The 19953-nt window shown below is 64.6% G+C and carries 18 protein-coding genes; 12 read left to right on the top strand and 6 right to left on the bottom strand.

Translation table 11 applies throughout. From position 1 onward, the window contains the following. Positions 1–40: 40 nt before the first annotated feature. On the top strand, positions 41–604 hold the full coding sequence (locus tag FJ417_RS06570; RefSeq protein ID WP_140647000.1) for a peroxidase-related enzyme: 564 nt from the start codon (positions 41–43) through the stop codon (positions 602–604). A gap of 168 nt (positions 605–772) precedes the next feature. Next, entirely contained in the window at positions 773–1096 is a 324-nt protein-coding gene (locus FJ417_RS06565) for a hypothetical protein (protein ID WP_140782905.1), read from the top strand. A 63-nt stretch (positions 1097–1159) separates the two neighbouring features. Here FJ417_RS06565 and FJ417_RS06560 read toward each other — a convergent pair whose 3' ends face one another. Next, complete coding sequence (locus tag FJ417_RS06560) at positions 1160–1774, bottom strand: LysE family translocator (RefSeq protein WP_140704354.1); 615 nt, start codon at positions 1772–1774, stop codon at positions 1160–1162. A gap of 442 nt (positions 1775–2216) precedes the next feature. On the opposite strand from FJ417_RS06560, the gene FJ417_RS06555 reads away from it, so the two are divergent. Then, positions 2217–2717 carry a DUF1062 domain-containing protein gene (locus FJ417_RS06555; RefSeq protein ID WP_246687405.1) on the top strand — a complete coding sequence of 167 codons (501 nt, stop codon included), beginning with the start codon at positions 2217–2219 and terminating at the stop codon, positions 2715–2717. Between the two features lie 171 nt (positions 2718–2888). On the opposite strand, the gene typA is transcribed toward FJ417_RS06555, so the two are convergent. Continuing rightward, complete coding sequence (gene typA, locus FJ417_RS06550; RefSeq protein ID WP_140782904.1) at positions 2889–4718, bottom strand: translational GTPase TypA; 1830 nt, start codon at positions 4716–4718, stop codon at positions 2889–2891. Positions 4719–4913: 195 nt separating this feature from the next. Between typA and FJ417_RS06545 the strand changes: the two genes are divergently transcribed. Further along, a complete protein-coding gene (locus FJ417_RS06545) occupies positions 4914–5201 on the top strand; it encodes a hypothetical protein (RefSeq protein WP_246687404.1) in 288 nt (95 codons plus the stop codon). A 234-nt stretch (positions 5202–5435) separates the two neighbouring features. Here the strand turns inward: FJ417_RS06545 and FJ417_RS06540 are convergent, their stop codons facing one another. Further along, entirely contained in the window at positions 5436–7010 is a 1575-nt protein-coding gene (locus FJ417_RS06540; RefSeq protein ID WP_140782903.1) for an alkaline phosphatase, read from the bottom strand. 296 nt (positions 7011–7306) lie between these two features. After that, positions 7307–8590, bottom strand: coding sequence for an MFS transporter (locus tag FJ417_RS06530; protein WP_140782902.1), 1284 nt, complete (start codon positions 8588–8590; stop codon positions 7307–7309). Positions 8591–8668: 78 nt separating this feature from the next. Here FJ417_RS06530 and FJ417_RS06525 point away from each other — a divergent pair, with 78 nt between their 5' ends. Both FJ417_RS06525 and FJ417_RS06520 read left to right on the top strand, forming a co-directional pair. Continuing rightward, the gene (locus FJ417_RS06525; RefSeq protein WP_140782901.1) at positions 8669–9277 is read left to right on the top strand and encodes a TetR/AcrR family transcriptional regulator; all 609 of its coding nucleotides are present in this window, start codon (positions 8669–8671) and stop codon (positions 9275–9277) included. A gap of 44 nt (positions 9278–9321) precedes the next feature. Beyond that, positions 9322–9912, top strand: coding sequence for a hypothetical protein (locus FJ417_RS06520; RefSeq protein WP_140782900.1), 591 nt, complete (start codon positions 9322–9324; stop codon positions 9910–9912). Between the two features lie 24 nt (positions 9913–9936). Here FJ417_RS06520 and FJ417_RS06515 read toward each other — a convergent pair whose 3' ends face one another. Continuing rightward, positions 9937–10548, bottom strand: a complete 612-nt coding sequence (locus FJ417_RS06515; protein WP_181183161.1) for a TetR/AcrR family transcriptional regulator — start codon at positions 10546–10548, stop codon at positions 9937–9939. 80 nt (positions 10549–10628) lie between these two features. Here FJ417_RS06515 and FJ417_RS06510 point away from each other — a divergent pair, with 80 nt between their 5' ends. The 6 genes from FJ417_RS06510 to FJ417_RS06475 all read left to right on the top strand — a co-directional run bounded on the left by FJ417_RS06510 (position 10629) and on the right by FJ417_RS06475 (position 19607). Beyond that, positions 10629–12341 carry an MFS transporter gene (locus FJ417_RS06510; protein WP_140782898.1) on the top strand — a complete coding sequence of 571 codons (1713 nt, stop codon included), beginning with the start codon at positions 10629–10631 and terminating at the stop codon, positions 12339–12341. 96 nt (positions 12342–12437) lie between these two features. Next, on the top strand, positions 12438–14513 hold the full coding sequence (locus FJ417_RS06505; RefSeq protein WP_140782897.1) for a 3-hydroxyacyl-CoA dehydrogenase NAD-binding domain-containing protein: 2076 nt from the start codon (positions 12438–12440) through the stop codon (positions 14511–14513). A 320-nt stretch (positions 14514–14833) separates the two neighbouring features. Then, complete coding sequence (locus FJ417_RS06495; protein WP_140782896.1) at positions 14834–15859, top strand: BMP family protein; 1026 nt, start codon at positions 14834–14836, stop codon at positions 15857–15859. Between the two features lie 231 nt (positions 15860–16090). Then, positions 16091–17611 carry an ABC transporter ATP-binding protein gene (locus FJ417_RS06485; protein WP_140782894.1) on the top strand — a complete coding sequence of 507 codons (1521 nt, stop codon included), beginning with the start codon at positions 16091–16093 and terminating at the stop codon, positions 17609–17611. Then, positions 17611–18666: an ABC transporter permease gene (locus FJ417_RS06480; protein WP_140782893.1), complete on the top strand. Its 1056-nt coding sequence runs from the start codon at positions 17611–17613 to the stop codon at positions 18664–18666. The genes FJ417_RS06485 and FJ417_RS06480 overlap by 1 nt, the downstream gene beginning before the upstream one ends. Beyond that, the gene (locus tag FJ417_RS06475) at positions 18663–19607 is read left to right on the top strand and encodes an ABC transporter permease (RefSeq protein ID WP_140659297.1); all 945 of its coding nucleotides are present in this window, start codon (positions 18663–18665) and stop codon (positions 19605–19607) included. The genes FJ417_RS06480 and FJ417_RS06475 overlap by 4 nt, the downstream gene beginning before the upstream one ends. A gap of 37 nt (positions 19608–19644) precedes the next feature. Here FJ417_RS06475 and FJ417_RS06470 read toward each other — a convergent pair. After that, on the bottom strand, positions 19645–19953 hold a 309-nt coding region (locus tag FJ417_RS06470; RefSeq protein ID WP_140782892.1), incomplete at its 5' end, for an ISAs1 family transposase.

The following is a 19953-nucleotide window of genomic DNA, read 5'->3' as shown; positions in this document are numbered from 1 at the left end:
AAATTCGAACCGACGCCATCGCCGCGCGAGGAGAACGACCATGACCGGCAAAATAACCGCGCTCGACCTTGTCCAGGCGGAGCTCAGCGAGGCCACGAAAGCCTATTTCGACAAATGCCGGGAGAAGCTCGGCCTCGTACCCAACGTGCTCACCGCCTACGCCTTCGACGAGAAGAAGCTGCGCGCCTTCACCGACATGTACAACGATCTGATGCTGGGCGATTCCGGTCTTTCGAAGCTGGAGCGCGAGATGATCGCCGTGGTCGTCTCCTCAATCAACCACTGCTTCTATTGCCTGACCGCGCATGGCGCGGCAGTGCGCCAGCTGTCGGGCGAACCGGCGCTCGGCGAGATGATGGTGATGAATTTCCGCGCCGCCGAGCTGTCGCCGAAACAGACAGCGATGCTCGAATTCGCGGTCAAGCTGACCGAGGAGCCGGCCACGATCGTCGAGGCCGACCGCGCGGCCTTGCGCCAGGCCGGCTTCACCGATCGCGATATCTGGGACATCGCCTCGACCGCCGCTTTCTTCAACATGTCGAACCGGGTGGCCGCCGCGGTCGACATGCGGCCCAACCCCGAATACCACGCCATGGCGCGGTAGCGGCCGCGGCTTTACATTAGCAATATCGAATTTTTCGTTGCCCATCCCGCCATTTGGTCCGATGATCAGGATTGCGGCGTAGCCGCATATCCAGGACTGCGGCGCAGCCGCATATTGCAAGCGGCGTGGCCGCATGCCGGTTCGACGCCGCCGACAAGGGAGGAGAACATGGCGAAATTTCTCTATGTCTATCACGGCTCCGGCAAGATGCCGACCGACGAAGCCGAACGCAAAGCGGCTATGGATGCCTGGACCGGCTGGTACGACAAGCTCGGCACGGCCGTGGTCGACGGCGGCAATCCGGTCGGCATGTCGAAGACGGTGCTGCCGAGCGGCAAGATCGAGAACAATGGCGGCAGCAATCCGACTGCCGGCTACACAATCGTCGAAGCCAAGAACATCGACGATGCCGTCGCCAAAGCCAAGGACTGCCCGATCCTGATGGATCCTGGCTTCAGCGTCGAGGTCGCGCCGATCATCGAGATGATGTAGCGCTTAAGCGTTTTGATGCATGTCGTTATCCCAAAACCGCGGTGCACTTTTGGGCGACATGCATTAGGAACGCGCCGCGATTGCCGCGGCCGCGCCCGCCATGGTGGTGGCGCTGACGCGGTTGGCGATCTTCATGGCGCGCTTGCTCTTCAGGAGCCGGCGCGCCTGCGAAGCGGCAAGCACCCAGGCGAGGTCGATGACCACCAGCACGATAGCCATGGTCAGCGTCAGCTCGACCCAGCCGACAACGCTGACCGAGGCGAGATCGATGATGGTCGGCAGCAGCGCCAGATAGAACATCATGATCTTCGGGTTGCCGAGCGTCACCGCCATGCCGGCAAAGAACAGTTTCAAGGGCGAGTCCTCGCGCGGCATCTCGCCTTCCTTCGCCTCGACCGGCGCCGTCCACATCTTGAACGCCAGATAGGCGAGATAGGCGACGCCCACCCATTTCACGACGACGAAAGCGTAGTGGAAGGTCTGCGCCACGACGGCGAGCCCGAACACCGCCAGCGACAGCCAGACGGCTTCACCGATCCACATCGCCAGCAGGAACGGGAAGACATCGCGGAACCCCTTCGAGACCACCCGCGCCACGAGTGCTGCGATCGACGGTCCGGGCGAGCCGGCGGCGACGAACAAAGCGGCGGCGAAGATCAGCAGCGAGGCGAGATGCATGGCGGACCTCTTGTGGTGAAGAACTTGAGCCCACGAGACTAGCGCAACCGCCGGGATGGCGAAAGTCGGACGGCTTGCCGGCTGGACGCCATGCGGTTAGAAGACCCACCCCGATAGCCATTTTCGAGCATCACTTTGCCTCAGTAACCGCCGGTCTCGCCAACTCCTCTGAATGCACCGTAGGCGCGGTCATTGGCGCGTCTGCTTCATCTCACGTGTTCTTCAGGCGGCGGTTCGAGACCGGTTTGGCATTGCTGAGCCGCCGCGTGTGACCCACGCCGACGCCTGACTTCCAACGCACGCAGCCTTCGCCACGCCGTGCCCGCATGAGCATGATGCCGAAAAATGGTACCCGGTTTTCGGAAAAGATCATGCTCAACAAAAAGGGGCATCTCGGACATTGCCGGCCTGACGGACTTCCCGACGGGAAGGGCCTGCCGGCATGTCTACCTTGCGTGTCCACTGGACGATCGCGCCCGCAATCGCACCTCGACCTCTGATCAACTGCAATCGCTGCGGTGGCGTCAAACCGTATCGATGCGGCGAAAAATTCCGCGTCAACGCCAACGGCAAGCGCATCGACGTCTGGCTGATTTATCGCTGCGTCGACTGCGACAACGCCTGGAACTTCACCATCTTGGAGCGGCAAAACCGCCGCGAGATCGAGCCGGCGCGGCTTGCGGCGCTCGAAAGCAACGATCCAGCGCTTGTGCGCCGCTTTGCTTTCGATGCCGCCACGCTGCGCGACAGAGCCGGCCGGATCGAGGAATCTCCCGATGTCACGGTCCGAAAGGAATTTCTGGACGGTGAGCCGGAACGCGCGGTCGCGCTCGCGCTCGACCTTCGTCTCGATGGCACGACACCTTTGCGGCTTGACCGCCTGCTTGCCGGCGAACTCGGCCTTTCGCGGTCAAGGCTTCAGGCCCTGGACGACCGAAGGTGACTGACCATCGAACCGGATGGCGCCAAAGCCTTGCGCAAGCCGGTTCGCGACGGCTTGGCGGTGCGCATCGATCTGGCTGGAGAGGCGGATTGCAGCGCTATCTTGTCTGCCGCGTGCCGCTGAAACGAAAAGAGGGAGCACCGGGTCCCTCTTTGAACTTCATCTGGAAGCTTACGCCGCGCCCATCACCTTGGCGGCCTTTTCGAAACGCTTGCGCTCGTTCGGGTCGAGATAGAGCTTGCGCAGGCGAATGGTCTTCGGCGTCACCTCGACCAGCTCGTCGTCCTGGATCCAGGCCAGCGCCCGCTCCAGCGTCATGCGGATCGGTGGCGTCAGCTTCACCGCCTCGTCCTTGCCGGCGGCGCGGATGTTGGTGAGCTTCTTGCCCTTGAGCACGTTCACTTCGAGGTCGTTGTCGCGCGAATGGACGCCGATGATCATGCCCTGGTAGACCTTGACGCCCGGATCGATGATCATCGGGCCGCGGTCTTCGAGGTTCCACATCGCATAGGCGACCGATTCGCCCTGCTCGTTGGAGATCAGCACGCCGTTGGTGCGGCCGGGCAGCTCGCCCTTGTAAGGCTCATAGGCGAAGAACAGGCGGTTCATCACGGCGGTGCCGCGCGTGTCGGTCAACAATTCGGACTGGTAGCCGATCAGGCCGCGCGTCGGTGCGTGGAAGACAAGGCGCTGGCGGTTGCCGCCGGACGGGCGCAGCTCGACCATTTCGGCCTTGCGTTCCGACATCTTCTGCACGACGACGCCGGCATGCTCCTCGTCGACGTCGATGACGACTTCCTCGACCGGCTCCAGCAGCTGGCCGTCGTCGCCTTTCTGCATGACGACGCGCGGACGCGACACGGCAAGCTCGAAACCTTCGCGGCGCATCGTCTCGATCAGCACGGCGAGCTGCAATTCGCCGCGGCCGGAGACGAAGAAGGAGTCCTTCTCCGCCGATTCCTCGATCTTCAGCGCGACATTGCCCTCGGCCTCGCGCAGCAGGCGGTCGCGGATGACGCGGCTGGTCACCTTGTCGCCCTCGGTGCCGGCAAGCGGCGAGTCATTGACGAGGAAGGACATGGTGACGGTCGGCGGGTCGATCGGCTGCGCATGCAGCGGCTCGCTCACCGCCGGGTCGCAGAAAGTGTCGGCGACGGTGCCCTTCGACAGGCCGGCGATGGCCACGATGTCGCCCGCTTGGGCTTCGTCAATCGGCTGGCGCTCGAGACCGCGGAAGGCGAGGATCTTGGAGACGCGGCCGGTCTCGATCTGCGTGCCGTCATGGTGCAGCACCTTGACCGCCTGGTTGGCCTTCAGCGTGCCGGACTCGATGCGGCCGGTGATGATGCGGCCGAGGAACGGGTTGGCTTCGAGGATGGTGCCGATCATGCGGAACGGGCCGGGATGAACGGTCGGCGCCGGCACATGCTTGACGACCAGGTCGAACAGCGGGGCGAGACCCAGGTCCTTCGGGCCCTCGGGATTTTCCGAAACCCAGCCGTCACGGCCGGAACCATAGAGGATTGGGAAATCGAGCTGCTCGTCGGTGGCGTCGAGGGCCGCGAACAGGTCGAACACCTCGTTGACCACTTCGATGTGGCGGGCGTCCGGACGGTCGATCTTGTTGATGACGACGATCGGTCGCAGGCCCACCTTGAGCGCCTTGCCGACCACGAACTTGGTCTGCGGCATCGGGCCTTCGGCGGCGTCGACGAGCACGATCGCCGAATCCACCATCGACAGGATGCGCTCGACCTCGCCGCCAAAATCGGCGTGTCCGGGCGTGTCGACAATGTTGATGCGGGTGCCGTGCCAGTCGACCGAGGTCGCCTTGGCCAGGATGGTGATGCCGCGTTCCTTTTCGAGGTCGTTGGAATCCATGGCGCGCTCGGCGACGCGCTGGTTGTCGCGGAAGGCGCCGGACTGTTTCAGAAGCTGGTCGACCAGCGTGGTCTTGCCATGGTCGACGTGCGCGATGATCGCGATATTGCGGAGGTTCATTTTTCTGGTCTCGGGAACGTTGCAGGCAGCAGGCCCAAAAGCGCCGCCTTTTTCGGTTGCGCGGCTCATACAAGGTTTTTCGCAATTGCGAAAGGGGAGGCACGACCCCAAATAGATGGTCACTGATTCTTAAACGTCTTGGTGTCAAATGATTCTGTTAACCAAGGCGGAACCTTTGAGGGGCCGGACAGTTCGATGTTCATGACCGATCATATGCCCAGATTGCGTCCGGTTTTTGTGTGGGCGGCGCTTGGCGTGCTTGTAGCGGCAGGCGCCGCGCAGTCGGCGGCCGCCCTGCAGGAAGCCGACCCGATCGCCCCGCCCGACGCCAGGACCGTACAGCAGATGTTCGCCGACGCTCCCGACGGCGTCGACCCGATCGTCACCGGCCCGGTCAGCGCCGCCTTCAAGCAGCGCCAGAAGGATGCCAACTGCGACACCGCGGTCTGGCCGAACGTTCCGCGGGCTTGCTATCCGGATTGATTTCGCCTTTGCCATAACGCGGCTAACGTCGCGATCCTTCGCGCCCCCCTCTGGCCTGCCGGCCATCTCCCCCACAAGGGGGGAGATTAGCAGCTTCGGCGCCTCGCTCATTCCTGCAACGTTGGAGATTGGCGAAGGTCGAGGTGACGGCCAATCTCCCCCCTTGTGGGGGAGATGCCCGGTAGGGCAGAGGGGGGCGCTGTCCCGCCAACCTTACCAATTTTCTCCAGGACCTTACGCGGACCGCACCGGATCGAGCGTCACCTTGTAAAGCTCGTTGTCGTCGCGATCCATCAGCCGCACGGTGAGCTGTTCGGTCGCGCCCGAAATATCGACCAGGCCGAAGAACTGCAGCCCGGCCGACGGCGGCAGGTTCTGGCCCTGTTCGGCGGTCGGCGCCTTGATGAATTTCAACTCCGGCCCGAAGGTCATGTCGAGGTCGTTGGGGCCGAAGGTGCCGGCATGGATCGGGCCGGAGACGAATTCCCAGAACGGATTGAAATCCTGGAACTGCGCCTTGTCGGGGTTGTAGTAATGCGCCGCGGTGTAATGCACGTCCGCGGTCAGCCACACCGTGTTGGTGATGCCGGCATTCTTGATGAAGCGCAGCACGTCGGCGAATTCGAGCTCGCGGCCCTTCGGCGCGCCATTGTCGTTATTGCTGACGGCCTCGAAACCGACCTTCTTGGCCGCATCGTCCCAGACGACGAGGCTGAGCGGCATGTCGGCGGCGATGACCTTCCAGGTCGCCCTGGAATTGGCCAGCTCGCGCTTCAGCCACTTGGACTGCTCCTCGCCGATCATGCGCGACTTCGGCGTCAGCGTTTCTTCCATGTCGGGGCCGTTCGGGCCGCGATAGGAGCGCATGTCGAGGAAGAACACGTCGAGCAGCGGCCCATGCGAGATCTTGCGGTAGACGCGGCCTGGCTCCGACGGCTCGTAGCGGATGGTCGTCATCTCATGGAAGGCACGCGCCGCCCGGGCCGCCAGCACATGGATCGACTTTTCCTTGTAACGGTCGTCGGCGGTCAGGTCCTTCGAATCCGACCAGTTGTTGAGCACCTCGTGGTCGTCCCACTGGTAGAAGGTCGGACAGATGGCCGACAGGCCAAGCACATGCTTGTCCATCATGTTGTATTTCCACTGGTCGCGGTACTCGTCCAGCGTCTCGGCGACCTTGCGCTTGCCGTCGAGCATGACGACGTTCTTCCACTTGCCGCCGCCGGGCAGGTCGACCTCGTCCTTCAAGGCACCGTCGGCATAGATCGTATCGCCGGAATGCAGGAAGAAGTCCGGCGTGTGCTTGGCGATGGTCGAATAGGTCTTCATGCCGGTCTCGTCGATGCCCCAGCCCTGGCCGGCCGTGTCGCCCGACCAGGCGAAGCGCACATCGCGCTTAGAAGACGGCGCGGTGCGGAAGCGACCGACGATCGGCTCGGAGACGGCATTGATGTCGGAGAGGTCGGCAGCAGTCATGCGATAGAAGATATCCTGGTCGGAGGCGAGATCGGTGAGCAGCCGCTTCACCGTGAAATCGCTGGCCGGCGAGGTATCAAGCGGCGCGAGCCGGGTCGCATTGGCGAAGCTTTCGGTGGTCGACACCTCATACATGACGCGCGCCGGACGGTCGGTGCGGGTCCACACCATGCCGGAGGTGGCGTCGACGTCGCCGGACTGGACGCCATGCGTGAAGGCCGGGCGCTGGCTGGCGCGGGAATAATAAGGCAGCGCGAGACCGGAGGCGCCGACAAGGCCGAAGGCGCTGGCCGAGGTGACGAAAGCGCGGCGGGTCAACGAAAGCTTGTTCATGGCTGTCTCCGGATGGCGTTGAACGGGACCGCCAAGCTCTCGCCTCAATGTTTCAGGCGCATTTCGGAACCATGAAGTTTTGATAACAGTGAACAGAACTGCTGATCTCCCCCCTCGTGGGGGAGATGGCCGGCAGGCCAGAGGGGGGCGCGAAGGATCGCCAACTTCTCAGCGTTTACTCGCTGAGCCTATACCCAACGGCCTAATTGGACATGATTTCAACTGGATAGCTCGGCGGGACAGCGCCCCCCTCTGCCCTGCCGGGCATCTCCCCCACAAGGGGGGAGATTGGCAGCTTAGACCATCTGCGCCTCTGGCTCGAAAGCCGGCCTGTCGGTGTTGATCAGCAACGAGATGCACGCCGCCGCAATGCCGGTCATGCCGGCAATCAGGAACGCCAGCTCGTAATTGCCCTGCAGCTCGCGCATCGTGCCGCCAAAGGCGGCGGCCGCCGCGGCGCCCACCTGGTGGCCGGCGACAATCCAGCCGAACACGATCGGTCCGCTGCGATCGCCGAACGCCTCGTTCGCAAGCCTCAGCGTCGGCGGCACGGTGGCGATCCAGTCGAGCCCGTAGAGCACGGCGAAGATGACCAGGCTGGTCGCCGAGAAGCCCGAATAAGGCAGGTAGATCAGCGACAGCCCGCGCACCGCGTAATAGACGCCGAGCAGCTTGCGCGGATCGAAGCGATCGGTGAGCCAGCCGGACAGCGTCGTGCCGATCAGGTCGAAAATGCCCATCATCGACAGCAGTCCGGCAGCCTGCACCTCGCCGATGCCCATGTCGCCGCAGAAGGCGATGAGATGCGTGCCGACGAGGCCGTTGGTGGTGAAACCGCAAACGAAGAAGGTGGCGAACAGATACCAGAACACCCGGGTGCCGGCAGCCCGGCGCAGCGTGTTCAGCGTATGCGCCAGGAAATTGCCTTGCGATGCGGGCGACACCGGCGGCACGTCATCGGCATCGGCGCCGTAGCGCACCTGGCCGATCGAAGCGGGGCGCTCGGGCACCAGCAGCAGGACGAACGGGATCAGCGCCGCCGTCGCGATCGCCACGGCGATCGCCACCGGCTTCCAGCCGCCGCTCTGCGCCAGCGAGGCGATCACCGGAAGGAAGATAAGCATGCCGGTAGCGCTGGAGGCCGACATCAGCCCCATCATCAGGCCGCGATTGGTCTTGAACCAGCGGTTGACGATGGTGGCGCCCAGCACGCTCGCCACCGCGCCCGAACCGATGCCGGAAAACACGCCCCAGGTGAGGAAAAGATGCCAGGGCTCAGTCATCAACAGGCTGAGCGCGGTCGATCCGGACATCACCACTAGCGCGCCGAGCAGCGTGCGGCGCAGCCCAATGCGCTCCATCAGCGCCGCGGCGAACGGCCCGGTCAGGCCGTAGAGCAGGATGCCGACGCTGGCGGCCCAGGAGGTCACGTCACGGCGCCAGCCGAAGCTTTCTTCCAGCGGCACCATCATCACCGACGGCGCGGAGCGAAGCCCGGCCGCGATCAAAAGGCAGAAGAAGATGACGGCAACGACGACGAAAGCGTAGCGCTGGCCAAACGGGCGGGACTGGGCTATCATGTTACTGACCGGTACGTTGCAATGGGATGAAGCCATAAATACGTACCGGTCAGTAACATTGTCAAGCGAGTTGTTTGCATGCCATCGGACAATAAAATTGAAGCGTCGTTGAGCGATGCCCCCGCTCCCAGGGCGGCGGACAAGATCCTGGACGTCGCGCGCGACCTGTTTTATCGCGAGGGCATCCGGGCGATCGGCGTCGACGAGATCGTCAAGCGCGCCGGCGTCACCAAGCCGAGCCTCTACCGCAGCTTCCCGTCCAAGGACGAGCTTGCCGCCTCCTATCTGCGCAAATACGACCTTGAGTTCTGGGAGCGCTTCGACGAGGCCGTCGACGCGCATCCAGGCAAGCCGCGCGCGCAGATCATCGCTTTCCTGACCCGGGTCGGCAAACGCACCCAAAAGCCGGATTATCGCGGCTGCGGCATGACCAACGCGGCGGTCGAATATCCCGAGCGCGGGCATCCCGCGCGGGTGGTGAGCGAGAACAACAAAATGGAGTTGCGCCGGCGCCTGCGTGCCATGGCGGCCGCGATGGGCGCGCCCGATTCCGATACGCTGGGCGACGGGCTGCTGCTCCTCATCGAGGGCGCCTATATCAGCGGCCAGCTGTTTGGCCTGGGCGGACCGGCGGCCGCCGTCGCCCGCAACGCCGACCTCCTGATCGAAGCCAGCTTGAAGAAATAGCAATTGAAGCTACGCTTTCGGCAACTCGAACGGAGTTGTCAGCCATGCGTGCTCTTCTGATCCCGCTTGCCCTCGCCGGTTTCTGCCAAACGGTCCAGGCCGGCGAAATCTCCAGCGCCTACACCGATCTCGACTGGAAGAAGGACTGCGTGACCTATGCCCAGGCCGCGGAAGGCGACGGCGACTGGGCGAGCCTCGTCTGCTCGGGCTATCGCGGCTACCCGGTGCTGATCGGCTACGACGACGCGCGAGAGTCTCTCTATTACGGCTTTCCATCCGACGACATGACCGCGGTCTGGGAGAGCTTCACCGCCTTCAACGGCTCGGGCCCGAAGGTCGAGTGGCGCATCGAAACCAATGGCGATGTCGCCATTCCCTTCGCCGCCATCCACCGCCGTTCGATCAGCGACCCGCAGGACGAGAAGAAATCGACCGACGTGCTGGTCGTCGCCAAGGTGGCGCAACCGGAAGAACATCAGGGCTGCACCGTCGGCCTGGTTCTAGCCACCGGCAACCCGCAGGCCAACGACCAGGCGCGCAAGCTCGCCGACGACAAGGCGAAGACCTTCGCCTGCCGCAAGGACAAGCGCGAAGTGATCGGCGACGTGCCCGCGTTCGGCCGGGTGGACAACTGACCCCAACTCGGGCTGAGGGCTTGGTCAGCCTTTCCCGACCTCCAGATGCCGGCTCAGCATCAGCCGCAATTCCTCCAGCACGCCATCGCGCAGCCGCTTCTCGCCGATCAGCGTCAGCGGAATGCGCATCAGCTGCGGCACGATCACCGCCAGCCTTTCGGCCTGTCCTGCCGGCAGCGGCGGATCGGCCGCGGCGAACAGCGTCGCGATCTGGCTGCGACGGTGCCCTCGCATGGCGCGCCGCCAGCCGTCGTCACCCGGCAGGTCGAGCAGCGCCGAATAGGCCGGATGCCCGGCCATGAAGTTCCCGAGCCGCGCGAACAGCTGGTCGGCGATCGCCGCCGCGCTCATCCCCTGCGTCCGGTCGCGCAGGTCGTCGAGTTCGGCCGAAAGCGCCTCGGCATTCTGGGCGAGGATTGCCTGCGCCACCGCCTGCTTGGTCGGGAAGAAAAGATAGAGCGTGCCGATGGCGGCGCCCGCCTTGGCGGCGATCTCGGTCATGGTCGTCGCGTCGAAACCCTTCTCGACGAACAGCTCCGAGGCCGCCGCCATCAGCGCGGCGACGCGGTCACGGCCTCTTTTTTGCTGCGGGGCGCGCGGCTGCGGCACAGTTACGCTTGATTTTTCCGAGGCCATCCTCATATTCCAAACCTGAGACTATCCTCATATATAGCCTGCCGGCCCTCGACGCGCCAGCAGCGCCGGATCTGAACGCCATGACCATCGCAAGGCAGGACCGCCCACAGAGCCACAAATGGATGGTTCTGAGCAACACCACGCTCGGCATGCTGGCCGCAGCCATCAATGGCTCGATCCTTTTGATAAGCCTGCCGGCGGTGTTTCGCGGCATCGGCCTCAAGGCGCTCGACCCCGGCAACATCAATTACCTGCTCTGGGCGATCATCGGCTACATGATCGCCACCGCCGTGCTGGTCGTCGCCTTCGGCCGGCTGGGCGATCAGTTCGGCCGGGCGAAGATGTACAATCTCGGCTTCGCCATCTTCACCGCCGCCTCCATCGCGCTCAGCCTGCTGCCGGGACAAGGCGATTTCGCCGCCATGTATCTGATCGGCGTCCGCATCGTCCAGGGCATCGGCGGCGCGCTGATCATGGCCAATTCCACGGCGCTGCTCACCGACGCCTTCCCCGAGAACGAACGCGGCTTCGCGCTCGGCATCAATGTCGTGGCGGCGATCGGCGGCCAGTTCATCGGCCTTTTGATCGGCGGACTGCTCGCCGACACCGACTGGCGGCTGGTGTTCTGGATCAACGTGCCGTTCGGGCTTGTCGGCACCATCTGGGCCTATCTCAAGCTGCACGACGCGCCGAACCGCTCCAGCCACACAATCGATTGGCTCGGCAATATCAGCTTCGGCCTCGGCCTGGTCATGATCCTCACCGCCATCACCTATGGCCTGCAGCCCTATGGCGACCAGGTGATGGCCTGGACCAGCCCGAAAGTGCTGACGCTCTTTGCCGTCGGCATCGCTTCGCTGATCGCTTTCGTCGTCATCGAGAGCCGTGTCGCCAAGCCGATGCTCGACCTGTCGCTGTTCCGCATTCCGGGCTTCGCCTATGGCAACGTCGCCAATCTTGCGTCGGGCATCGCGCGAGGCGGCCTGCAATTCATGCTGATCGTCTGGCTGCAAGGCATCTGGCTGCCGCTGCACGGCTATTCCTTCGAGCAGACCCCGCTCTGGTCGGCGATCTTCATGCTGCCGCTCACAATCGGTTTCCTGATCGCCGGGCCGATCTCGGGCTATTTCTCCGACCGCATCGGCGGCGTGCCTTTCGCCGTTGGCGGCATGGTCGCGGGCGCGGCCAGCTTCGTCGCGCTGATGCTGCTGCCCGCCGACTTCTCCTACACCGCCTTTGCCGGCCTGCTCTTCCTCAACGGCCTCGGCTCCGGCCTTTTCGTGGCGCCGAACTCGACGCAGATCATGAATTCGGTGCCGGCGCGCGAGCGCGGCCAGGCGTCGGGCATGCGCGCCACCACCACCAATGCCGGGCAGGTGCTGTCGATCGGCCTGTTCTTCAGCCTGATGCTGGCCGGCCTCGCCGCCAGCCTGCCGGCGACGATGGAAGCCGGCCTTCTGGCGCAACATGTGCCGGAGGCGATCGCGCACCAGGTCGCCAACATGCCGCCGGTCGCCAGCCTGTTCGCCGCCTTCCTCGGCTACAACCCGATGGGCGAACTGATCCCGGCCGACGTGCTCCACGCTTTGCCGCCGGCCAACGCCGCGACACTGACCGGCAATCAGTTCTTCCCCGAGCTGATGTCGGGGCCGTTCAAGCACGGGCTGGTCTTCGCCTTCACCTTCTCGGCGATCCTCTATCTGGTCGCCGCCATCGCCTCCTGGCGCGGCGGCCGCGGCGCCGAGGCGGAATTTTCAGAGAATCTGGCCGCCGAGGCAGCAAGTCGACGTTAAACGGTCAAGCGTTAGGCCAGCGCTGCATCGGGTTTCCATTCGGGTCGCTGCCTAGTAAACCCTTGCGCGATTGCAGCAGGCCTCGGGAGGTTCCGCTTGTCCAGTTTTGTCAGCGTCGCGAACGAAAACGGCGTGGCGGTGGTCACCATCGACAACCCGCCGGTCAATGCGCTGAGCTTTCACGTCCGCAAGCCGCTCCACGAGGCACTCGCCGCTTTGCGCGACGATCCCGCCGCAAGCGCGATCGTCATCGCCTGCGCCGGGCGCACCTTTGTCGCCGGCGCCGACATCACCGAATTCGGCAAGCCGGTCCAGCAGCCGGAACTACGCGCCATCATCGCCTTGCTTGAAACCATCGCCAAGCCGACGGTCGCTGCGATCCACGGCACCGCGCTCGGCGGCGGGCTGGAACTGGCATTGGGCTGCCATTTCCGCGTCGCCGACAAGGGCGCCAAGCTCGGCCTGCCCGAAGTGAAGCTCGGCCTTTTGCCGGGCGGCGGCGGCACCGTACGACTCCCACGACTTGTGGGTGCTGTGAAAGCGCTTGGCATGATCGTTTCCGGAACGCCGGTTTCGGCCGACGAAGCCAAGGCCACCGGATTGGTGGATGCGGCTTTCGATGGCGATCTGATTGTTCAGGCCATTCGTTTCGCCGGCGAAATGGTCGAGTGGGGCGGCCCGTTCACACCGGTGCGCGACCGCAACGACCGCCTTGCCGGGACCGATCTCGCCGCCTTCGACGCCCAGAGGGCGGAACTGGCCAGGAAGGCCCGCGGGCTTGAAGCGCCGCTTGCCTGCGCCGAAGCCGTGCGCAACGCGATCACCTTGCCGTTCGACGAGGCGCTTGCGGCCGAGCGGCAACTATTCCTGAAACTCGTTTCCGGCGACCAGTCGCGGGCGCAGCGGCATCTGTTCTTCGCCGAGCGCGAGGCGGCCAAGATTCCCGGCAAGGATCTGCGGAAGCGCCGGATCGAACGCGTCGGCATTATCGGCGCCGGCACCATGGGCGGCGGAATTGCCATGGCTTTCGCCAATGGCGGTCTTCCGGTGACTTTGGTCGAGACCAGCGAGGAAGCGCTGCGGCGCGGGCTGGCGACGATCGACAAGAACTATGCCGTTTCGGTCAGCCGCGGCTCGTTGACGGACGAGGCCAAGCAGAAGCGACTCGGACTGTTCAAGGGCAGCACCGACTATGCCGACCTTGCCCATTGCGATCTGATCATCGAGGCCGTGTTCGAGGATATGGCGGTGAAGAAGGAGGTGTTCGGCAGGCTTGACGCCATCGCCAGGCCCGGCGCCATCCTCGCCACCAACACCTCCTATCTCGACGTGAACGAAATCGCCGCCTCGACCTCGCGTCCAGGGGACATGCTCGGCATGCATTTCTTTTCGCCGGCAAACGTCATGAAGCTCCTGGAGATCGTGCGGGCCGAAAAGACCGCGCCCGACGTGCTGGCGACGGTCACCGATCTCGCCCGGCGCATCGGCAAGGTGGCGGTGGTCGTCGGCGTCTGCCATGGTTTTGTCGGCAACCGCATGCTGGCCGCGCGCGGCGCGGAGAACGAAGCGCTGTTGCTCGAAGGTGCAACGCCCGCTCAGGTCGACAAGGCGTTCACCGATTTCGGCTGGCCGATGGGGCCGTTCCAGATGGGCGACCTCGCCGGCCTCGACATCGGCTGGCGCAACCGCAAGGCGCGCGGCCAGACGGCGGTGATCGCCGATACGCTGTGCGAGCAGAGCCATTTCGGCCAGAAGACCGGGCGTGGCTGGTACCGCTATAAGAGCGGCGCGCGGGAGCCGGTTGCCGATCCGGAGGTCGAGGCGTTGATCCGCGCCAAGGCGGAAGAACTGAGCATAGCGCGGCGCCAGATCGGCGCCGACGAGATCATCGAGCGCACGCTTTACCCGCTGGTCAACGAAGGCGCGAAGATCCTCGAGGAAGGCATCGCCGCGCGGGCGTCCGATATCGATGTCGTCTGGGTCAACGGCTACGGCTTCCCGATCGGCAAGGGCGGACCGATGTTCTGGGCCGGACTTGAAGGCGCGGCGAAGATCGTCGAGCGGTTGGAGCATTGGCATGGGCGGACCGGCAGGGCGATCTTCGAGCCGGCGCCGGTGCTGAGAAAGTTTGCCGAGACGGGGGCTTGGGAAGGTGCGGGCGACGCCCCATAACTTCGTCATTCCAGGGCGAAGCGAAGCGTAGACCCTGGAATCCATGCCGTTCCATCAGACAAAGAATGCGACGGTCCAGAACAGGCGGTGGCACAGCCGTCGATTGTTCTGCACCGTCGCGGCTCTCGAACGTTCCGGCATGGATCCTCGGGTCGGCGCTGCGTCGCTACGCTCCTTGCTTCGCCCGTGGATGACGAACGCGGGGGCGACATGCCAAATTTGACCATGTGGACAAATCTCAACCACCGTTCCATAGTCTCTCGTCTGACATTTTTTTGAACGGCCGGCTCGACACGGCTGTCGAACAGAGGGGCACTTCAATGGAAAACGAACGTAGCAAGACGCAACGCGCCGGCCTGTCGCGGCGCAACGTGCTGGAACTCGGCGCGCTCGGCCTCGCGGCGACCGTGCTGCCCGGCGCGGCCTTCGCCAAGGACAAGAAGCTGAAGGTGGCGGCGATCTTCGCCACGCCGATCGAGGAGCCGTGGGATAATCAGATCCATGTCGCCCTGCAGAAGGCCGAGAAGGAACTGGGCATCGAATACAAATGGTCGGAAAAGGTGCAGACCGCCGACTTCAGCCGCGTGATGCGCGAATATGCGCAGGGCGGCTATCAGCTGGTGCTGGGCGACGCTTTCGCCGCCGAGCGTGAATCGCGCCGCACGGCAAAACAATTCCCGAAGACGGCGTGGCTGTTCGGCTCGGGCGCTGGGCCCGCCGAACCCAATTTCGGCGTCTTCGACAACTGGATCCACGAACCGGCCTATCTCTCCGGCATGATCGCCGGGAAAATGTCGAAGTCAGGCACGGTCGGCGCCGTCGCGGCCATGGGCATTCCGGAAGTCAACCGGCTGGTCAACGCCTTCTTCGCCGGCGCCAAGGAGGTCAATCCGAACGTCAAGAAGAAGGTCGCTTTCATCGGCTCGTTCTTCGATCCGCCCAAGGCCAAGGAAGCGGCCGTGGCGCAGATCGATGCCGGCGTCGACGTCATCTATGCCGAGCGCTTCGGCGTCATCGAGGCGGCGGTCGAGAAGAAGATTTTCGCCATCTCCAACATGTCCGACCAGTCGAGCCTCGGACCGGATACGGTCATCACCGGCCCGGTTTGGGATATGTACCCGACGGTCGAGCAGGCGATCAAGCTGGTCAAGGCCGGCGTCTTCACCGCGCAGGACTATGGCGATTTCTCGCGCATGGCCAAGGGCGGCTCCTATCTCGCGCCCTTCCACAAGTTCGACAAGACGCTGCCGGCAGAGGTGAAGGACCTGGTCGAGAAGAAGAAGGCCGAGATCCTCGAAGGCAATTTCCGCGTCGACGTCGACGAGAACACGCCGGTTTCGGATTGATGCCTGGTTGAGGGGCGGCGCTAGGCCCCCCTCTCTGTCCTGCCGGACATCTCCCCCTCGAGCGGGGAGATTGGCAGTTCCCTCGACGGCGCTCGATCTTTCAACATTGAAAGTTGGCGAAGGCCGCCGTGACATCTGATCTCCCCCGTGAGGGGAAGATTGCCGGCCGGCCAGAGAGGGGGTGCAGCGCTGCCCTCCATGGTTGGCCGGATCGCAAATCCAGGAGCACCCTTGTCCGCCCCACTCATCGAAATGCGCGGCATCACCAAGAGCTTCGGCGCCGTCAAGGCGAACGAGGCCGTCGACCTCAGCGTGGCGCCGGGCGAGATCCTCGGCCTGCTTGGCGAGAACGGCGCCGGCAAGACGACGCTGATGAACGTGCTGTTCGGCGCCTATGCGCCGGACGCCGGCGAGATCCTGGTCGAAGGCAGGCCCGTCGCCATCCACAATTCGGCCGATGCGCTCGCCGCCGGCATCGGCATGGTGCACCAGCATTTCCACCTCGCGCCGCGGCTGACGGTGCTGGAAAACCTCCTGATCGGCATTCCCGGCAAATCCGGCCGCATCGACCGTGCGCGCGGGCTTGCCCGCCTGGAAGAGATCAGCCGGCAGTATGGGCTGAGCCTCGACCCAAGCCTGCCGGTCTCGGCGCTGTCGGTCGGCGAGCAGCAGCGGCTGGAGATCATCAAGGCACTGTTTCGCGGCGCCAGGCTTTTGATCCTCGACGAACCGACGGCGGTGCTGGCGCCTTCTGAGGTCGATGGCCTGTTCGCCGCCCTGCGCTCGATGGCGGCGCAAGGGCTCGGCATCATCTTCATCTCGCATAAGCTGAATGAAGTTCGCGCCCTCACCCATCGCTGCGTGGTGCTGCGCCACGGCAAGGTCGCCGGCCGCGTCGACCATCCGGCAAGCACCACATCGGCAGAAATGGCGAAGCTGATGTGCGGCCACGAAATCGTGCCGCCGGTCAAGGAGGCTTCGACGCCCGGCGCCGCCGCGCTGACGCTCGACGGCATTTTCACCTCCGGCCATGCCGGCACGCCGCTGCGCGACGTCTCGCTTTTCGTCCGCGCGGGCGAGATCCTGGGCATCGCCGGCGTCTCCGGCAACGGCCAGCGGGCGCTTGCCGATGTGATTTCCGGCATGCTGGCGCCCAAGGCCGGAGCGATGACGATAGCCGGCAAAACGGTTGCGCAGTTTTCGCCGCGCGAGCTGCAGGCGCTCGGCCTCGGCCGCATACCGGAAGACCGGATGACGACCGGCCTCGTCACCAACCTCCCACTCGCCGATTCCATGGTGCTGCCGCGCATCGGCACCGAGGCCTTCAGCCGCAGGGGGCTGCTCAATCCAACTGCGATCCGTGCCTTCGCCGAAGCGCAGATCAAGGCCTACGATATTCGCTGCCCCGGCCCGATGGTGCGCGCCGGCGCGCTGTCCGGCGGCAATCTGCAGAAGGCGCTGCTGGCCCGCGAGCTCGCCTTCGACCCGAAAGTGCTGATCGTCTCGCAGCCGACGCGCGGGCTCGATATCGGCGCCGCCCGCTTCATCCACGAGAAGTTCCTGGCCATGCGCGCCAAGGGCTGCGGCATCATCGTCATCGGCGAGGACCTCGAGGAATTGCTGATGCTCTCGGATCGCATCGCGGTGATGTATGAGGGCCGCATCGCCGGCACGCTTCCCAGCGCGCATGCCACCGTCGCAAGGCTCGGCCTGATGATGACCGGCGCCGGGCACACCGAGGAGGCGGCCTGATGTTTCGCCTCGAAGCCCGCACCTCGACACCCGCCTGGTTCAATCTCGCGCTGCCGCTGTTGGCCATCGCCGCGACGCTCATCCTGTGCAGCGGCCTGATTGCCATCGCCGGAGCCGGCGTGGTCGAAGCCTATGGCGTCATGCTGTCCGCCTCGCTCGGCGACAGCTACGCCATCACGGAAACCCTGGTGCGCGCCGCACCCATGATCTTCACCGGCCTTGCCGTGGCCATCGCCTTCCGCGCCAAATTCTGGAACATCGGCGCCGAGGGCCAATTGCTCGCCGGCGCGGTGGCAAGCTGCTTCGTCGGCGCCATCCCGATGCCGGGCTATCTCGCCATGCTGTTGATGGCGCTGGCGGGCGCCGCGGCAGGCGCGCTCGTCGCGCTGGTCCCCGCCACTTTGCGCGTAAGATTCAAGGTCGACGACGTGGTGAGCTCGCTCCTGCTCAACTCGGTCATCTATTACGCGCTGATGGCGCTGATCGAGGGACCGTGGAAGGACACGTTCAGCGGCTACCCGATCTCGCCGCCGATCGAGGACGCGGCCAATTTTCCGGTGCTGATCGAAGGCACGCGCCTGCATCTCGGCGTCGTCGTGGCGTTGATCGCCGCACCGCTGTGCTGGTTCCTGATCGCGCGCACCACGCTCGGCTTCCGCATCCGCGTCACCGGCGAAAACCCGGAAGCCGCGCGCTATGGCGGCATCAACGTACAGCGCGTGTTGCTCTCGACGGCGCTGCTGTCGGGCGCGCTCGCCGGGCTCGCCGGCGTCGGCGAGGTCGGCGGCGTGCACTTCCAGGTGATGAGCGACATCTCGCCGGGTTATGGCTATTCGGGCATCGTCGTTGCGATGCTCGCCCGGCTCAATCCGCTCGGCGTGGTGCCGGCGGCGATCTTCCTTGCCGCTGTCATGACCGGCGCCGAGGCGATGTCGCGCGCGACCGGCGTGCCCGCATTCCTCAGCGACGTCATCCAGGGCACGGCGCTGCTTGCCATGCTTGTGGCGCTGCTCTTCACCGCCTACCGCATCCGCCGCGTGGGAGCGCAAACATGAGCGCGGTGTTCGAGCAGATTTTCCAGGTCGGCTTCCTCGCCGCCATCATCCGCATCGCCACGCCGCTTGCCTTCGCTACGCTCGGCGAAATGTTTTCCGAGCGCGCCGGCGTGCTCAATCTCGGCATCGAGGGCATCATGCTGCTGTCGGCGATGGCGGGATTCACCGCCGCCAGCCTGAGCGGCAGCCTGTGGCTGGGCGTGCTTGTCGCGGTGTTGACCGGCATGCTGATGGGCGCGCTGCATGCGCTGTTCACGGTGGCATTGGGCCTCAGCCAACATGTCTGCGGCATCGGCGTGACATTGTTCTCATCCGGCCTTGCCTATTTCCTCTACCGGCTGATCTTCGGCCAGCAATCGGTGCCGCCGAGCATTACCGGCTTCAAGCCGGTGGCTATCCCGCTGCTCTCCGACATTCCGGTTCTAGGCCCGGCGGTGTTCAACCAGTTCACGCTCGTTTATCTCGCCATCATCGCCGTCCCGCTCGCTGCCTTCGTGCTCTACCGCACGCCATGGGGGCTTTCCGTGCGCATGGTCGGCGAGAACCCTCGCGCGGCGGACTCGGCCGGCGTCAGCGTGATCGCCACGCGCTTTCAGGCGGTGATCCTCGGCGGCGCGCTGATGGGCCTTGCCGGCGCCTTCCTCACCATGGCGCAGTTCAACGCCTTCACCTTCGGCGTCGTCTCCGGCCGTGGCTGGGTGGCGATCGCGCTGGTCGTGTTCGGCCGCTGGGATCCCTGGCGCTCGGCGGGCGCCGCGCTGCTCTTCGCATTCGTCGACGCGCTGCAGCTCAGGATGCAAGCGAGCGGCCTCGGCCACGTCCCCTACGAAGCGTTCCTGATGCTGCCCTTCATCTTCACCATCGTCGCCATGGCCGTCATGTCGCGCAACGCCGTGGCGCCATCGGCGCTGCTGAAGCCGTTTCGGAGGGAAGAGCGGTAGAGGAGCAGGCGTCCTTTCCTCTCCCTCCGGAGCAGGGCTATCGCATATGAGTGATCGCATTGATGAGATAGTCGTCGTTCCAGGCGCATTTCTTGATGCGATGGCTGATGGGGACTTTGGCAGCATCGGCGGCCTGAAGGATGTTTCTAGCGAGGCGATTGAGAAGGGCTGTGTTGGCGGGAGCATTGTCCTTGCGGGCACGGCTGAGATCCTCATCAAGATGGACATCGAGCATCCAATGCAGGCCGTTCTCGATCTGCCAATGAGCTCTAGTGAGGTCGAGCGCCTGCTGAGGCGACATGAGCGTGGAGGCCATGAACAGGCGCATCAACGGCTTGGCCTGATC

The organism is Mesorhizobium sp. B3-1-7, from assembly GCF_006439385.1.
Lineage (GTDB): Bacteria > Pseudomonadota > Alphaproteobacteria > Rhizobiales > Rhizobiaceae > Mesorhizobium.
Note: the sequence above shows the minus strand (reverse complement) of the source record. Positions and strands in the feature narration are given on the sequence as shown.

Bases quoted from the DNA above. Each gene is read 5' to 3' on its own strand.
- FJ417_RS06480 (WP_140782893.1), top strand. From the start codon at position 17,611: ATGTTTCGCCTCGAAGCCCGCACCTCGACACCCGCCTGGTTCAATCTC.
- FJ417_RS06525 (WP_140782901.1), top strand. From the start codon at position 8,669: ATGCCATCGGACAATAAAATTGAAGCGTCGTTGAGCGATGCCCCCGCT.
- FJ417_RS06515 (WP_181183161.1), bottom strand. From the start codon at position 10,548: ATGGCCTCGGAAAAATCAAGCGTAACTGTGCCGCAGCCGCGCGCCCCG.
- FJ417_RS06530 (WP_140782902.1), bottom strand. From the start codon at position 8,590: ATGATAGCCCAGTCCCGCCCGTTTGGCCAGCGCTACGCTTTCGTCGTC.
- FJ417_RS06560 (WP_140704354.1), bottom strand. From the start codon at position 1,774: ATGCATCTCGCCTCGCTGCTGATCTTCGCCGCCGCTTTGTTCGTCGCC.
- FJ417_RS06495 (WP_140782896.1), top strand. From the start codon at position 14,834: ATGGAAAACGAACGTAGCAAGACGCAACGCGCCGGCCTGTCGCGGCGC.
- FJ417_RS06520 (WP_140782900.1), top strand. From the start codon at position 9,322: ATGCGTGCTCTTCTGATCCCGCTTGCCCTCGCCGGTTTCTGCCAAACG.
- FJ417_RS06570 (WP_140647000.1), top strand. From the start codon at position 41: ATGACCGGCAAAATAACCGCGCTCGACCTTGTCCAGGCGGAGCTCAGC.
- FJ417_RS06565 (WP_140782905.1), top strand. From the start codon at position 773: ATGGCGAAATTTCTCTATGTCTATCACGGCTCCGGCAAGATGCCGACC.
- FJ417_RS06510 (WP_140782898.1), top strand. From the start codon at position 10,629: ATGACCATCGCAAGGCAGGACCGCCCACAGAGCCACAAATGGATGGTT.
- FJ417_RS06555 (WP_246687405.1), top strand. From the start codon at position 2,217: ATGTCTACCTTGCGTGTCCACTGGACGATCGCGCCCGCAATCGCACCT.
- typA (WP_140782904.1), bottom strand. From the start codon at position 4,718: ATGAACCTCCGCAATATCGCGATCATCGCGCACGTCGACCATGGCAAG.
- FJ417_RS06545 (WP_246687404.1), top strand. From the start codon at position 4,914: ATGTTCATGACCGATCATATGCCCAGATTGCGTCCGGTTTTTGTGTGG.
- FJ417_RS06540 (WP_140782903.1), bottom strand. From the start codon at position 7,010: ATGAACAAGCTTTCGTTGACCCGCCGCGCTTTCGTCACCTCGGCCAGC.
- FJ417_RS06475 (WP_140659297.1), top strand. From the start codon at position 18,663: ATGAGCGCGGTGTTCGAGCAGATTTTCCAGGTCGGCTTCCTCGCCGCC.